Raw genomic sequence first — 14,357 nt, 5'->3', positions numbered from 1 at the left:
TTGAATTGCCCATCAAGTGCGATGTCTGCGGTTAGCTACGCGATCGCGATTTTTTCTAACTTATTCAGCAAGCCCTAAATAAAAAAGCGGTGGCTGGATATGGTTTTAAGCTTTGGTCATAGATTTCCAACAGCTATCAAGCAGATTAAAAGATGTAATGTTTTGGTGATTGGCAGTACCGGGGCTGGGAAGAGTACACTAATTAGTTCAATGTTGAATTTTCCCATTAGCGACTCTGTTACAAACAGCATTTCAAACCCACCATATCAAAAGCCAGGACTACCAATAGCAATCTATGATACACCGGGACTTGAAAATAATAAAAAACAGCAGGATAGGGTCAAGGAGCAAATTGCTAAGTTCATCAAGCAACAGAAATACAAAGAACCAGAAGACCAAATCCATGCAATTTGGTACTGTGTAAACTCTCAAGTTACAAGAGAAACACTAATCGATCGGCGTTGGATTTCGTCAATTGCGAAAGAACTTCCAGTTATTGCTGTAATTACTCGCGCTTCAGGAGTGGAAAAAAGCTGGTTAGAACCTTTTCTCAGGGGCATTTCGGAAATTAAGAAAGTGATCCCAGTCATGGCAGTGCGAGAAAAAACACCTCATTACGACATTAAACCTTACGGTTTAGACTCTTTACTATTTGGCACTGAACATTTACTAGAAGAGATTGCTAAAAAAGCAATTTTGAATGCGATGAAATCCAAGGCAGATAAATCTTTTGGTTTGTGTATAGATGGATGCGCTAAGGTACTTACCGCTCGATTGTTGCCAGTTCCAATGATGCAAACACCGCTAGTAGCTACTCTACAATCTTGGATGCTTGCAGATATTTCCAAAACCTTTGGTTACAATTTTGATGGGAAACTTCTTTCAGAATTGTGTGCAGTAATTGGTACAACAGGTATTGAGGTTGAACTGGCTCAAATTCTCAACAACTTGCCAGGAGTTAATTATGACAATATCCAAACTGTTCATGACGTTTTATCTCAATTTGGTGTTATGCTTAACGGAATGACAGATGCACTACCCTTCAAAGATCAACTAATCGATTTGTTACCAGGGTTGGACAACTTCAATCCAGTAAGTGGATTCCCCATTTTCAGATGTATTGCTGCTGTTACTACTGCTCTCTGCACAGGTTTTCTAGCTCTTGCCTATATCGAGGCGATGAAAATATATAAGCAAGCTGAGTATGAAGGAGAACCACTGCCAGACATCAAAGAAACCTTGAAATATCTGGTGCAACAGTGGATGGAAGCTATCAAAATTGGGTTTGGGATAGGCTCAATTCCCGCTTTTGCAAACTAAGCCATCGTCATCACGAGGCAATTACCTCAACAACTAAAGCGATAACAACTAAAGCGATCGCCCTGGAAAGGTTAATACAGCACTTCCGGGTGTTATGAGGTACAATAAGAATAGATTAAAAAAATACACCAATGAAAGCATATTCAGTAGATTTGCGGACAAAAATAGTAGCAGCCCATCAAGATCAGAAGCTGTCGATCAGAAAAACAGCAGCGATATTTTCCGTCAGTAAAAGTTTAGTTCAAAAACTGGTCAAGCAACAAAAAATAGAGGGTAATTTACAGCCGAAACCCAGGGGAAAACCGAGATATAGTCATTTGAATAATTCCACAGATTCTTTGAGAGAAATAGTGGCAGCACATCCCGATGCAACCTTACTAGAATTGTGTGATTTATTTGCTCAGAAGACGGGAAATTGGGTGGGTAGAACAGCCATGTGTAACGCCTTACACAAGTTGGGATTAAATCGTAAAAAAAAACAGTTAGGAGTAGCCAAGCAGGCACTGAAAGAGTCATGAAATTAAGGTTAGAGTATTGGGAAAAAGTCAAGCATATCGACCCAAAAAATCTAGTCTTTTTAGATGAAACTGGAGTATTGCTAGGTTTAACCAGAACTCATGCGCGTTCCCAACGAGGGACGAGAGCCTATGCGGTCAAACCTTTTTATCGAGGTAAGAAAGTCACAGTAATTGGTGCAATTAGTCTCACGCAAGTAGTAGCATTAATGACCCTAGACAACTCGATGGATAGCCAAGCATTTGAGGTGTTTATCGACAAATGCTTAGTGCCACAATTGTGGTCGGGAGCAGTAGACGTGAATTGATAACTTACCAGCGCATAAAGTAGATTCAATTAAGCCCATGATTGAAGCGGTGGGTGCTTCTATCTTGTGTTTGTCCCCATACTCTCCTGATTTTAATCCAATTGAATTATGGTGGTCGCAACTCAAATCTTTGTTGCGACAGTTTTCGCCAACCACCACTCAAATGGTTGATACGATAATTGCTGTGGCTCTTGACTTAATTAATCCGAAACATCTCAAAAACTGGTTTACTAATTGCTGCTACTGTACCTCATAACATCCGGAAGTGCTGTAATATAGGCGATCGCTATTTTTTGTTTTAGAAAGGGGGTAATAAAATTTTTTCTGAGCTGCATTGTAAACCACTCATTAAGGAATAGCTGATTTCACCTAAATTATCCTTCCGCCATATACAAATGGGAGTCCAAATCACTGTTGCGTAGTTATTAAACTGATCTCGAAAGTCTTTGGGTGAGACTCCAATCTCTCTAGCTGCTTTGACGATCATTCTGCCAAGCGAAAAAGCAATTTTGCGACTAGCCTCATCTTCGTCCTCTTCATCAGACTCCATAAATGCCTCCATATAAGAATCGAAAATGATCGAGAGTTCATTTTTAATGTTGGGGTCAAACAGAAAGAAATCTGCGGTATGCCAATAAGTCTCTTCACCTTGTACTCTTTTATAGCGTTCGAGATTTTCATGAGTTGGTTCAAGAACAAAATTATTCATTGCCTGCAATACACAAACTCTTATTTAACACTTAGAAGTTTAACTTAACTATCTCAGAATTGCCAATCTAAAAATACTTCTGATCGGCCACCTAACCTGGGATTCCCGACGAGGTTTGAACTCGCAATCTTCTGCTTGAGGGGCAGACGGCTTAAACCAATTTGCCTATGGGACTTTAAAACTCGTAACTCCCGGAAACGGAGACGAGGTTGACGGGTTTCGATCCCGCTACCTTCGCTGTGACAGAGCGACGCTCTCCCAATTGAGCTACAGCCTCACAAATTGCTGTTTGGACGGGGTGGCGCTTGACTTCGCGTACTACAACCCAAGGGGGCGATCGCACTTGCAGTCAAGCCTGTCCAAAAGTATGTGACATGACTAATTACCTATTCGGTAAACCCCTGATCAATCAAGATGTTTGGGAGCTAAACTGGTAGTGTCGCGGGTGGTGAATCCGATGCTGAAGTTGTACTACACTCCAATTTCTCTGAACGATCGCCGCCTGTGGGTGGCGCTGGAAAAGCAGATTGCTTTTGAGCCGATCGCCCTTAACCTAGATGGCGACCAATTTGGGCCGGAATTCTCCGCAATCAACCCTTTCCATCGCATTCCTGTATGAATAGATGAAGATTTGACTTTGGTTGAGTCGCTGGCAATTCTGGTTAATCTGGAGGCGAAATACCCCACACCTGCACTGCTACCAACTGAGGCGAAAGCGTTGGGAATTGTGCGGATGGTGGAAATGGTGGCGTTGATTGAACTGTTGCCGGCGATGTTTCCCTTAACAGGTCAAATTCTGGGTGTAGCCGGAGATACAGCGGAAAAATTTGAGGAGTTACTGGCGGATGATTCCCTTCGGGATAGCTCCGCTCGCGCGGACTGATTTTGCAGAGGAACACAATTCAAAATCCCGGAGAGTTGGTGACTGTAAAAGCAGCCATCAAACCCCCAGGATTTAAGTTTTTCCTCTTAAACGAGGCTCAAATTATCTGCTGTGAGCTTTAACTCAATCAGCAGTAGCCAATTCGGTACTAGCACCACCGCGCTTCCGTGTCAGGGTATTGAAAAGCATCTGACCGACAGCTTTAATCAAATTGCCTTCTAACTCCATAAACATCTTCATGTTCATGCCAAAAGCTGCATTAGCTTCGTCAACAATTCGCTCTGCTGTTGCTTCGTCAATCGGCAGTTCATTCATTGCCTGACGGTAGTTACCCTTGAATTCTTTTTCATCAGGAATATCCTGGAATTCATAGAAAGCAGTGCCTTCTCCCTCGGAAAGATTCATCCCGCGCTGGGCAATTCCCTTCAGGATTTGTCCGCCCGATAAATCGCCAAGGTAGCGAGTGTAAGAGTGAGCTACTAACAGTTCCGGTGCGGTCGCCGAAATCTCGCGAATTCGCTCCACATAAGCTTTAGCTGCGGCTGAGGGGGCTACTTGTTCGCGCCAATTCGCACCGTAGTAGTAAAATAAATCTTGCTCTAAGCTGTGTTTGCGATTCAACTCAGAAAAGTAAATTTTTGAAACAACCGGATGCTGCTTTTGGCGTTCCATTTCCTCTTCCATTGCCGAGTAGACAAAGTAGAGGTTTCCTACTAACTTCCGGTAAGAAGTTTTTTCTACAACGCCTTTTAAAAAACACTTGACAAAACCGACGTTTTCTGCCATTGTGTGGGACTTTTTCGTTCCCTCACGCAATTTGGTCGCTAAATTGATGCTCATAAAAAAATTCGGTAAGTGGGAAACTCAGCGTCTTTAGACCTGAGATGGAAACGGCTCGGCGGTTGAAACCGCCGTGAATCTTTGCATTACACGAGGATTGCTAGATGGGAGTGTAATGAATGTAATGTAATTTCGATGGGACACTTCAGCTAGGGGAGCGTGCATCGAAATTACCCTCTCAAATTTGGCAACCCGCGATCGCATAATGTTTGCTCTTTCGAGCCTCCCTTTCGGGGTGATGTTAGCTTGCGCCTTAGTTAACGGCCGGTACTATATCTAGGACACTGATTTAACCCAATAAGTCTGTTTAATCCTAAATTTCTAGAGCAAGGAACTAGCTTCGCATTCCCTGGTAGGTCTTTAACTCTTACCGTTAACGTAGTACCAAGGTACTGAGTCTGGTCAACTGCGGTTTAAGTCTTAGGCTAGAAGCCCAATCTCTTTAGACCTGGGTCGTTGACGCTATACTGTCCAACCTTCTATTTTTGTGAGGGTCGATCAAGTCGCCAAAAATCTAAAATTTACCTAAGTGTTTACCTTAGATCGATTTGATGAGAGATTGTATTAATTTTTATAACAAAAGTTGGCAGTAGTCAGTCGTCAGTAGTCAGTTGGCAGTTGGCAGTAGTCAGTAGTCATCAGTCATCAGTCATCAGCCACTAACTAATGACTAATGACTAATGACTCATCCTCGCCAGCAAACAACTGTCAACTGTCAACTGTCAACTAACTTAGATGTCCAAGTCGAGGAGGTTGAGTTTGGGGCCGTAGGTTTCGATGAATTCGCGGCGGGGGGCGACACGATCGCCCATTAAGATCGTAAAGATGCGATCGGCCTCAGCAGCGTCTTCAATTTCCACCCGTTTCAGCGTCCGAGTTTCTGGGTTCATCGTTGTATCCCACAACTGTGTCGGCATCATTTCCCCCAAACCTTTGAACCGCTGAATGGTGTAATTAGCATTCGCCGGAAATTCATTGCGGATGAGATTGTTCATTTCGCGATCGCTGTAACAGTAGTAATGATTGCGTCCCCGTTCCACTTTATAGAGAGGAGGACAAGCAATATAGATGTAACCTTGTTCTACAAGCGCACGCTGATAGCGGTAGAAGAAAGTCAGCAACAGCGTGCGGATGTGAGCACCATCTACGTCAGCGTCAGTCATAATTACGATGTGGTGATACCGCAATTGACCCGGATCGAATTCTTCGCCTTTGATGCCCAAACCCAGGGCTGTAATTAACGATTGAATTTCGTTATTTTTGTAGATTTTGGCGTCGTCGGTTTTCTCAATGTTGAGAATTTTACCGCGCAAAGGCAGGATTGCTTGGAATTGGCGATCGCGCCCTTGTTTTGCACTGTTATGGACAAAAATTCCCGCCCCTAATGCAAAGTTGTGACTGTTGGGCACTTCGATGTCGTAAACATCGTAGCGTTCCTCTACAGCTTCGATCTTGACAACGCGGTGGTTGTAATTCCGAACCGCTTGGCGAGCATATAGTGCATCACCATTAAAGTAGCGATCGCAAAAACTCTCATACTTCAACAAACACTTATCTTTTTTCGTGCGGCGGTAGATATTGTAATAATCAACATCAATCCAGCCCATTTTCATCTCAACAGCCTTCAAAGCTTCAAGAGTTTTGCGGTAATAAGTTTCGTTCAAAGCTTCTTTACGTTTCTGGCGAAACTCCGGCGTCCACTGTTCCTTAGTTTTTTCGCGCCGCCACTCCAACAAATTCTCATCTTGCCACTGTTCTTGAGCAAGTTGAGAATGAGTCTCCCGTGCTTCAGGATTGTTAGCAAAATGATTGCGAACCCGTTCCGACTGAGCCAAACGGTTTTCTTCGGAACTCCAATACTCTTGCTGGGCTTGGTTCAGCAGTTCATTATTCTGCTGGCGATAAGTTTCATCAGTATCGTAAAACTCCCGCCACTTGCTCATCATGTAAGCTTTATACTCTTCATCTTCCCACTGAGCTTTCGCCTGTTCCGAAAGAATTTGTCGCGTTTCCGGCTGCCGCATCCGCTCTTTCATCATCGCCCGAAATTCATCGGTCATGTGAGCTTGACGGCTCTTTTCAATGACATCGGGCCTGTGCAAGGTTTTCTCAAGGTTCGCGCGGTGTAAAGCCAAGTGATCCTCAGCCGACATTCGCTGAATATTTGTCGGATTGTTGTTGAGTTTGTTAAAGTCAACGTGGTGGCGGTGATTGCCGTCAGATGCTTGATAAACGCCGTGTTTCAGGTTGTAGAAATCCGCTAAAAGATGGGTGTAAATCCACTTATCACTGTTGGGATTCCAAACCATTTCGTAACCGTTAAGTCCCTGACCCTGTTTGTTTTTTTCCGACAACTTGCTGTGGAACGGCATTAATGAATCTTCCGGTGTCAGCATGGCGGCTGCTTTGTAAGTGCCATCCCGCAACATGAATGGATGGTCGGGAGTGCAAGTTATTGTCTCCCCATTGTCTAATGTCAGTTTGACAACTTCAGCATTTGCTTTAGTCATCCGAGCATTAGTTATTCGCTCAAACCCGATGTTTCCACTCTCGCGAATGGTGTAGCAAAAGTGTTCTTTACCTTCTGCTTGTTCGTCAACTATCTGTTTGATAGTTTTTGTGGTGCCGTCAGCTAATTTTATTTCCTGAAATGAAAAAAAACAGCCCCCCGCGGAATCCCCCTCGACCAGGTATATCTCAGACAGGGCGGGGTCTCTGGAGCTACAGTCCGCTAATTTTCCAGGCAAAGGAGACGATTCTAAGACTGATTTTCGGCGCACTAAATCGCGGGCACGACGGGCGGCTTCAGCGGCCTTAAATGCCTGAATTGCTTTTTCCAAAATAGCGTCGGCTACTTGGGGGCGAAACTCCAAATATTCTGTCAATACTTCGCCTACCAAGGAATCCACAATTCCCCGGACTTCGGTATTGCCCAGTTTAGTTTTAGTTTGGCCTTCAAATTCCGGGTCTGGGACTTTCACAGAAATGACGGCTGTCAAACCTTCGCGAACGTTTTCGCCGGCTAGGTTGGGTTCGTTTTCTTTGATTTTGTTGCGCTTGCGGGCGATCGAATTCATCGTCCGCGTCAAAACAGCCTTCAAACCTTCTAAGTGCGTGCCACCGTCGATCGTCCGAATGTTGTTAGCAAAACCGAGAACATTGTCGCTAAAAGCATCAACGCACCACTGCAAAGCCACTTCTATCTGCACGTTATTGCGTTCGCCTTGCACGTAAATCACTTCTTCGTGCAGAGGCTGCTTTTCGCGGTTCATGTAGGCGATATATTCCTTGATTCCGCCCTCATAACAGTATGTTTCGATGCGAGGTTCGCTACTTTTAAGCAGTTCCAAACGGTGGTCGCTAAACGTAATTCTCACGCCCGCATTCAAGTAACCCAATTCTCGCAAGCGCCCCGCGAGTGTAGTGTAATCAAATTCAATGCCAGTGCTAAATATTTGAGTATCTGGCAAGAAAGAAACTGAAGTGCCGGTGCGAGTGCCTTTGTTGGGCTTGGCAGTAAGTTCAGTAACTGGATTGCCTCTTTCGTAGCGCTGTAAATGTTCTTTTTGGTCGCGCCAAACTGTCACTTCTACCCACTCGGACAGCGCGTTAACAACAGAAATACCTACACCGTGCAATCCTCCAGAAACCTTGTAGCCACCACCGCCAAATTTACCGCCGGCGTGGAGTACAGTCATTACTGTTTCTATTCCCGATTTGCCAGTCTTGGCAACGATGCCGGTGGGAATACCCCGGCCGTCGTCTGTCACGGTAACGGAACCGTCGGCGTTGATGTCAATCTCGATGTGAGTGCAGTGGCCAGCCAGCGCCTCATCTATGGAATTGTCCACAACCTCGTAAACTAGATGGTGGAGTCCTCGCGGCCCGGTGGTACCGATGTACATCCCCGGTCGTTTACGGACTGCTTCGAGACCTTCGAGAACTTGAATCTGGTCGGCGCTGTAGCTGCTGGTCATACAAAAATAGCTCCAATAATGAGGCCTAAAGCCCCGAAAGCTTCTAAAATGGGAAAACTCCTAAAATTATAGCACAAAACCGTTAAAGGCGATGCTAGGGCTTTCTGAAGGGAAATTTATTGGGGGGAGGGAGGGGAATAGTTTTCAGATTGCTGGAGGAATGCCCTGCCCGATCGCGGTGAATCAGGGCATGGAGAGAGGGGAAAGCATTGATAGGAGAGGATTTGATAGTTTTTATAGGGAAATATGCGACAGCTTATGCCTAGATTAATTACGATTTGCGGGGCGACGGCGACGGGGAAGTCGGGAGTGGCTTTGGCTTTGGCGGGGCGACTGCAATCTTCGATTCTGAGTGCGGACTCCCGTCAAGTGTACCGCGAATTTGACATCGGAACCGCAAAACCGACGGCGGTCGATCGCACTTGTGTACCGCATCACTTAATTGACATCTGCGATCCGACAGAAACTCTGACACTAGCAGATTACCAGCAACAAGCTCAAAATTTAATTGCTGCTGTTGATTCTCCTCTGTTGTTGGTGGGAGGGACGGGCTTATATATTAAATCGATCGTGCGCGGTTTAAAAATTCCGAGGGTAGCACCGATGCCCGAATTGCGATCGCAACTTGCGGAACTCGGACAATCTCAATGTTACGCGATGTTGCAGCAGGTCGATCGCTCTGCGGCTGAGAAAATTCACCTCAATGACCCAGTAAGAACTTTAAGAGCACTGGAAGTATTTTATGCGACCGGTCGCCCTATTTCCGAACAGCAGGGCGAAAATCCTCCCAATTATCCTATTTTACAAATTGGGTTGGATTGCGCGATCGATGTTTTGGTCGATCGGATCAAACAGCGCACCGAACAAATGCTAGAACGCGGTTGGATTGCTGAAGTAGAATATTTGTGTAAAAAATACGGCTGCGATTTGCCACTGTTGAACACGCTGGGTTATCAGGAAATCAAACAATATTTGGCTGGCGAGATTAAGCTTGAAGAAGCCAAAGAATTAACAATTTTGCACACGCGGCAATTTGCGAAGAGACAGGGGACTTGGTTTCGGGCCTATCCTCAAATTGAATGGTTTGATGTTAGCGCACCAGATTTGTGCGATCGAGTTTGGCAGAAAGTGCAAGAATTTGTCAACGAAGATTTTGGGGCTCGCAAATAATCATGTTAATAAGTTCGTAGTAAGGACGACCATGATCTAAGAAAGCTGTGAGATCATATTGAACCTTTCAGCGATAAGTAGCAGGAAATAAAACTTCTATTTGAGGAGAGGCGAGCACCGGATCAGAATGAGCCAATCTCACCAATACTCTGCAGAATGTCTCATTTCTTAACCAATCTTGCAGGAATTCGCGCAATTGAAGCTCAGCAGGTAGCAATGTTTGGTAAATAGAGCGTTCAGAAGATGTCTCTAACAGCCGATGAAAAACTGATTCGTAGGCTTGTGCTTCTGTGGGAATTGATGCCCAGTTAATGGGTGATATTACCAGCAGCGAAACATCATCAGCTTTGTAATCTAGTTGCTTATTAATCAGAGCTACAGCCTTATTTACCAAGTAGCCTCCAAATGTAAAATAGCGGATACCTTTAGATGAACGAATATAGGGAATTTGGTCAATCCGACAAATCCTCCGCAGGTTATCTCTTGCTTTTTCTAAACTTTCGTGTAGGCTCCGGGTTAAAACCTCACTCGGCAATTCCTCCTTGTGGATGATTTGCCAGACACGATCGCAAACAAAAGCATCTGTGCTAATTCCTCTACCCCCATAGGTAAAATCAATGGCACTACCTTTTTCAGATGATGGTTCAACAAGGATACCAGCCATCGAAGCCTTGCGTACCCGCCAAATTTTACCTGCAAAACGTACCAGAATTCCTGGTCTAACTCTGAGTAAGTTCTCAGCAGGAACTTCACCTAAAACTTTAGATGTGTAACGTAATTCTATGGTTTGGGAACTCCGGCAAAAGTTACCGTAGATCATTCGATAATCGACAAGTTTGTGCAGGTTTGCATCAGCACCATATTGATTTTTGAAACCATGACGCTGAAGATAACTATTATTAGCTAATTCACCAAGTATTGTTTCGATAGATGAGCGATCTAGATAGTCTTGGTGATCGAATAGCTTGCACAATTCTGCAATTCGAGTGAAGCGACCACCCTCCGATGCAATGACGCTGAGACACTGTTGCCCAATCGCTCCAAATAATTCATAGGGAGAGCGAATAGGTAACTCACCTTTTTTCGCTGCATCGACAAGAGCAATAAAACGCAACGACTCAAAGATTATATGATCGGAATTATCCGGTACTAGGCAGATAACATTTGTTTTATTGGCGCGTCGATTACTGCGACCAATTCGCTGTAGGAATGATTCAACCCCGCTGGGTAATCCCCAAAGAATTACAGCATCAATATCACCGATGTCAATACCAAGTTCTAATGTACTGGTAGCAATACAGATCGCAGTTCTTGCAGCAGTAAATTTTTGCTCAGTTTCCGCTCTAACTTCTGGCGAGAGAGATGAGTAATGAGTAAAAATGAGGGGATTTAAGCTTTTTTCATGCTGCAAAATTCCTGCTAACCGTTCACATTCTCGGCGAGAATTAGTAAAAATCAATAGTTTAGTCTGCCTCCCTTCTGTCAACTTGCGAATGAGCTTCAGAAAGCTGGCTTCATCAGCAATATGCCGGACATGGGCATCAATAGAACGATGAGCAGGAAATTGAAGGAATTCAGCACTAGCTGCTGATCCAAACAAGAAATCACGCACGTCTGAAAGTCTCCCCACTGTTGCAGATAAGGCAGCCCATTGCAACTCTTGTCCTAAGCTTTTTTGGAGTCTTTGAAATAGGATAGATAGTTGCAATCCTCTCTGCGTGTTGTAGAGAAGATGCACCTCGTCAATAACTACAGCGCAAACTGTTTGTAAAGTTGCATCTTTGCGGAAAAGTAGCACTTCCAGCGATTCTGGCGTTGTTACTAGAACATGGGGTGTTTGCCCAGATACTAAATCATCGCGATCGCCATGACGTATGCCAACACGAAGTCCCAATTGAGCCAATGGCGGATACAGCCGCTTTTCTAAATCATTAACCAGTGCCTTAGTAGGCGCAATATAAATCAGAGTCAAGGCTTCAGTTGTGACAGCTTTTCGCCAATAACGACTTAGCAAGGGAGCCAAAACAGCCTCAGTTTTCCCAGAACCAGTACCAGAAGATAGGACAATATTTTGACCCTTTACTAGCGGTTCAATAGCAGCTTCTTGTACCGGACGCAAAGCTGTAAAACTTCCATAAAATGCTGAAGCAACACGGCGCTCCAACAATTCAATGCTACTCATTCTATTTCCTCAAGCTGTCGGTCTAAAAACTTCACAACTTCCTTAATCGTTTGACGAGTACGGTCTTGAACTGCAATAGAGCCAGTTTTTTTGACAACCGCAGTCAGACCTAGTTCAATAGCCGATGAATTAGTATCCCATCCATAAGCAATTCCATGAAAGGCCTTAATTTTTATGGTTAACTCTTGTAACTGACTAATCTCTAGGGGACTCATTTCAAAGGTAGAAAGCGCATCCAATTGAGCATAGTCATAATCCCACCGACCCTTACTAATCAGACGATTCCTGCACTTGCTGACAAATTCTGGTGTCACAGCAAAAAAACTCATGCCCTGAAATTGCTGACCTGCAAAAAACTGGAATAGATTTTGAAATGCCATTTCTTGATGGGCTATATTTGTAATGTTAGATAAAACATCCTCAAATTCATCAAAAAGTATGATAATCCCTCTCATTCCCGAAGCACAGGCAAGGGTATGAATATCTCTAATTGCTGCCCAAGACTGAGCGTAACCTTGAGATTTAAAGTCAAATAAAAGTGCCTTTGTTGTATAGTTTTGCCACTTAATTGTTCGAGTTAATTCTAGTTCTTTTCGGTAGCACATCCGGCTTTTATGTATCAACTCCTGATAAAGATGCTGTGTCTTATAATTACTTTTTTGAAACAGCAAATCCTCTACTAAATCTTTATTAACTCTTCCGCTCATCCAAGCGCGCAAGGCAATAAAAATAGCTGGAGATTCAAGGGATTGAGAAAAATCCCATTGCCCGTTATTCGTTATTTTTTGCCATTGCTTACCTGCTGTTCCTTTACTCTCACGTGCTTGTTCGCAAACCCAGTCAAAGAAAGGGCGGACACCTCTATCTTCAGAGTTGTTTGGAATCTCTAAACCACGCCAGATTGCACCCAACATCTGATCCATGCGATTGAAACGGACAGCAGATTTAGCATCCAGTGTTACGGAACTAACAGCAAAATTTGCTTTTAAAGCGGTTTCACGGATAAATCGCAACAAGTGACTTTTGCCAGAACCGTAGTTAGCTTTTAGCAATAGCGCATCCGTTTTTCCTTGTTGAAGCCTAGCGGTTAGCTCCGTAATCTCTGACAGTCTACCTACTGTGAAATAGCGTACCTGACCATCAGGGGGAATTCCAAGACGAAGAGATTCAATGACTCGCTGCACTTCTATATTCACCGATTATTCCTCCCTAAGATGATCCATTACGTCGTCGTATATAGTTTCCGCTGACCTGATTTCTCCTTCTAGATGGTCATCAAAATGTGTAATCAAAGCTGTTACTAGGACGCGCCAAAAGCGAACACCACTGAGTGCCGGATGAATTTCATAAAGTTCTTTTACAAAAAATTCAACTTTTACTTCAGAAGGTAATTCTAGTGTCGCTTCTGGATAAGCAGTTGCATAAATACTCAGGATTTTCTTAGCCGCGCTCTGATAGTCTGATAGCTCTGTTACTACCTGATCAAAATTCCAGATAGTATCTAATGCTCTCGGTTGACGTTGTTGCTCTGGCTTGCCGATTCGTCCTTCTAAAGCTCCATAGGTTATGATTCCGTGTTTGGGGTCTGTGAAAAAGTCAGGTGTGGTTGCATAGATGAGAAACAGACCCTTCAGGGCTTCAATATTATTGATCAGAGATAACAAATTGTTGTGAGCATCCCGTAGAGAGGATTTACGCATAATAGAGTAAGCCTGTTCAGCCTCATCAAACAGGATGAGTAATCCTTTGTAGCCGGAAAGTCTCACAAATCCCGCAAGGGATTGTAGCATTAGTTTCGCATTGTCTTTATTAACAATTTTGTTAACTTCAAATCGCTTCCGGTACATAGCCACGCTACCTTCTCCACTGAACCATTGGAGAATTTCAGCTCTATTTTGTTCTTGAAGAGCTAGATCGGGGGATTCAGGCAGAAAAGTTTCCCAGTATTTTTGAATCATCTTTTTAAAATCAATATCAATGCTCCTATCGAGAATCAGAGCTTCTCTAGCTTTAACGTAATCCTCGTAGGAAACTTCGTTACTAACTTTACAATTGCCTGTAGATAAATAAGCTAAAGATTCTTTTAAAACTTGCCCAAAGGGTGCTGCTTCGTTTTCAGTTAAGTAAGAGCTCGTTGAAATATTCCGCAAAATAGAATAAAAAACGCTCTCAAACTTATTTAAAGCTGCTGCTTTATCCAACTGTACATTAGAGACTAGGCAGTTATTTTGAAATGCGACTTCCCGAAGCAACCTAAAGAAATGGGTTTTTCCGGCTCCCCACGAACCGCTGATAAAACGGATGATTCCCTTTTCTTCTATACCGCTTAAATGAAATTTTTTAATCCCTGCTATTAATTTTTCATTTCCTACGGAATATAAATCAACACCACGCTGGGGTGGAGTACCTTTGCGAAGTGACTCAACAACCTGAGTAGCAATGCGCTGAGCCAT

At 43.8% G+C, this 14,357-nt stretch carries 13 protein-coding genes and 2 tRNA genes; 7 read left to right on the top strand and 8 right to left on the bottom strand.

The features are described from left to right. Positions 1–99: 99 nt before the first annotated feature. The 4 genes from QUB35_RS31025 (at position 100) to QUB35_RS31010 (ending at position 2,399) form a co-directional block, all read left to right on the top strand. Positions 100–1,320 (top strand): GTPase domain-containing protein, encoded by a 1,221-nt coding sequence (locus QUB35_RS31025; RefSeq protein WP_333145497.1) that lies wholly within the window; start codon positions 100–102, stop codon positions 1,318–1,320. A gap of 131 nt (positions 1,321–1,451) precedes the next feature. After that, positions 1,452–1,838, top strand: coding sequence for an IS630 transposase-related protein (locus tag QUB35_RS31020; protein WP_333145495.1), 387 nt, complete (start codon positions 1,452–1,454; stop codon positions 1,836–1,838). Then, positions 1,835–2,143, top strand: coding sequence for a transposase (locus QUB35_RS31015; RefSeq protein WP_333145493.1), 309 nt, complete (start codon positions 1,835–1,837; stop codon positions 2,141–2,143). Before QUB35_RS31020 ends, QUB35_RS31015 begins: the two co-directional genes overlap by 4 nt. Beyond that, the gene (locus QUB35_RS31010; RefSeq protein ID WP_445252130.1) at positions 2,139–2,399 is read left to right on the top strand and encodes a transposase; all 261 of its coding nucleotides are present in this window, start codon (positions 2,139–2,141) and stop codon (positions 2,397–2,399) included. Before QUB35_RS31015 ends, QUB35_RS31010 begins: the two co-directional genes overlap by 5 nt. Before the next feature lie 42 nt (positions 2,400–2,441). Here the strand turns inward: QUB35_RS31010 and QUB35_RS31005 are convergent, their stop codons facing one another. The 3 genes from QUB35_RS31005 to QUB35_RS30995 form a co-directional block, all read right to left on the bottom strand. Then, positions 2,442–2,852, bottom strand: coding sequence for a hypothetical protein (locus QUB35_RS31005; RefSeq protein WP_333145488.1), 411 nt, complete (start codon positions 2,850–2,852; stop codon positions 2,442–2,444). 97 nt (positions 2,853–2,949) lie between these two features. Next, positions 2,950–3,027: transfer RNA gene (locus QUB35_RS31000), tRNA-Glu, on the bottom strand. Positions 3,028–3,056: 29 nt separating this feature from the next. Then, a tRNA-Asp gene (locus QUB35_RS30995) sits at positions 3,057–3,129 on the bottom strand. 141 nt (positions 3,130–3,270) lie between these two features. On the opposite strand from QUB35_RS30995, the gene QUB35_RS30990 reads away from it, so the two are divergent. Together QUB35_RS30990 and QUB35_RS30985 are read left to right on the top strand one after the other, a co-directional pair. Further along, positions 3,271–3,471 carry a glutathione S-transferase family protein gene (locus tag QUB35_RS30990; RefSeq protein ID WP_333145486.1) on the top strand — a complete coding sequence of 67 codons (201 nt, stop codon included), beginning with the start codon at positions 3,271–3,273 and terminating at the stop codon, positions 3,469–3,471. 12 nt (positions 3,472–3,483) lie between these two features. Beyond that, a complete protein-coding gene (locus tag QUB35_RS30985) occupies positions 3,484–3,735 on the top strand; it encodes a hypothetical protein (RefSeq protein WP_333145484.1) in 252 nt (83 codons plus the stop codon). 123 nt (positions 3,736–3,858) lie between these two features. On the opposite strand, the gene QUB35_RS30980 is transcribed toward QUB35_RS30985, so the two are convergent. Further along, positions 3,859–4,575: a heme oxygenase (biliverdin-producing) gene (locus QUB35_RS30980; protein ID WP_333145482.1), complete on the bottom strand. Its 717-nt coding sequence runs from the start codon at positions 4,573–4,575 to the stop codon at positions 3,859–3,861. Positions 4,576–5,306: 731 nt separating this feature from the next. Next, complete coding sequence (gyrB, locus tag QUB35_RS30975) at positions 5,307–8,552, bottom strand: DNA topoisomerase (ATP-hydrolyzing) subunit B (protein WP_333145480.1); 3,246 nt, start codon at positions 8,550–8,552, stop codon at positions 5,307–5,309. Positions 8,553–8,810: 258 nt separating this feature from the next. On the opposite strand from gyrB, the gene miaA reads away from it, so the two are divergent. Next, a complete protein-coding gene (miaA, locus tag QUB35_RS30970; RefSeq protein WP_333145478.1) occupies positions 8,811–9,722 on the top strand; it encodes a tRNA (adenosine(37)-N6)-dimethylallyltransferase MiaA in 912 nt (303 codons plus the stop codon). A gap of 67 nt (positions 9,723–9,789) precedes the next feature. On the opposite strand, the gene QUB35_RS30965 is transcribed toward miaA, so the two are convergent. From QUB35_RS30965 to QUB35_RS30955, 3 genes are read right to left on the bottom strand one after another with little or no spacing between them, the layout of a single operon-like run. After that, positions 9,790–11,904: a DEAD/DEAH box helicase gene (locus tag QUB35_RS30965; protein ID WP_333145475.1), complete on the bottom strand. Its 2,115-nt coding sequence runs from the start codon at positions 11,902–11,904 to the stop codon at positions 9,790–9,792. Beyond that, positions 11,901–13,100: a BREX system ATP-binding domain-containing protein gene (locus QUB35_RS30960; RefSeq protein WP_333145473.1), complete on the bottom strand. Its 1,200-nt coding sequence runs from the start codon at positions 13,098–13,100 to the stop codon at positions 11,901–11,903. The genes QUB35_RS30965 and QUB35_RS30960 overlap by 4 nt, the downstream gene beginning before the upstream one ends. 3 nt (positions 13,101–13,103) lie before the next feature. Next, on the bottom strand, positions 13,104–14,357 hold the full coding sequence (locus QUB35_RS30955) for a BREX system ATP-binding domain-containing protein (protein WP_333145471.1): 1,254 nt from the start codon (positions 14,355–14,357) through the stop codon (positions 13,104–13,106).

The organism is Microcoleus sp. B13-B6 (assembly GCF_036705405.1).
Lineage (GTDB): Bacteria > Cyanobacteriota > Cyanobacteriia > Cyanobacteriales > Microcoleaceae > Microcoleus.
The sequence above is the reverse complement of the archived record's forward strand: the minus strand, read 5'-3'. Positions and strand labels throughout refer to the sequence as shown.

Coding starts and splice junctions, on each gene's coding strand:
- QUB35_RS31025 (WP_333145497.1), top strand. CDS start 100: ATGGTTTTAAGCTTTGGTCATAGATTTCCAACAGCTATCAAGCAGATT.
- QUB35_RS31020 (WP_333145495.1), top strand. CDS start 1,452: ATGAAAGCATATTCAGTAGATTTGCGGACAAAAATAGTAGCAGCCCAT.
- QUB35_RS31015 (WP_333145493.1), top strand. CDS start 1,835: ATGAAATTAAGGTTAGAGTATTGGGAAAAAGTCAAGCATATCGACCCA.
- QUB35_RS31005 (WP_333145488.1), bottom strand. CDS start 2,852: ATGAATAATTTTGTTCTTGAACCAACTCATGAAAATCTCGAACGCTAT.
- QUB35_RS30980 (WP_333145482.1), bottom strand. CDS start 4,575: ATGAGCATCAATTTAGCGACCAAATTGCGTGAGGGAACGAAAAAGTCC.
- gyrB (WP_333145480.1), bottom strand. CDS start 8,552: ATGACCAGCAGCTACAGCGCCGACCAGATTCAAGTTCTCGAAGGTCTC.
- miaA (WP_333145478.1), top strand. CDS start 8,811: ATGCCTAGATTAATTACGATTTGCGGGGCGACGGCGACGGGGAAGTCG.
- QUB35_RS30965 (WP_333145475.1), bottom strand. CDS start 11,904: ATGAGTAGCATTGAATTGTTGGAGCGCCGTGTTGCTTCAGCATTTTAT.
- QUB35_RS30955 (WP_333145471.1), bottom strand. CDS start 14,357: ATGGCTCAGCGCATTGCTACTCAGGTTGTTGAGTCACTTCGCAAAGGT.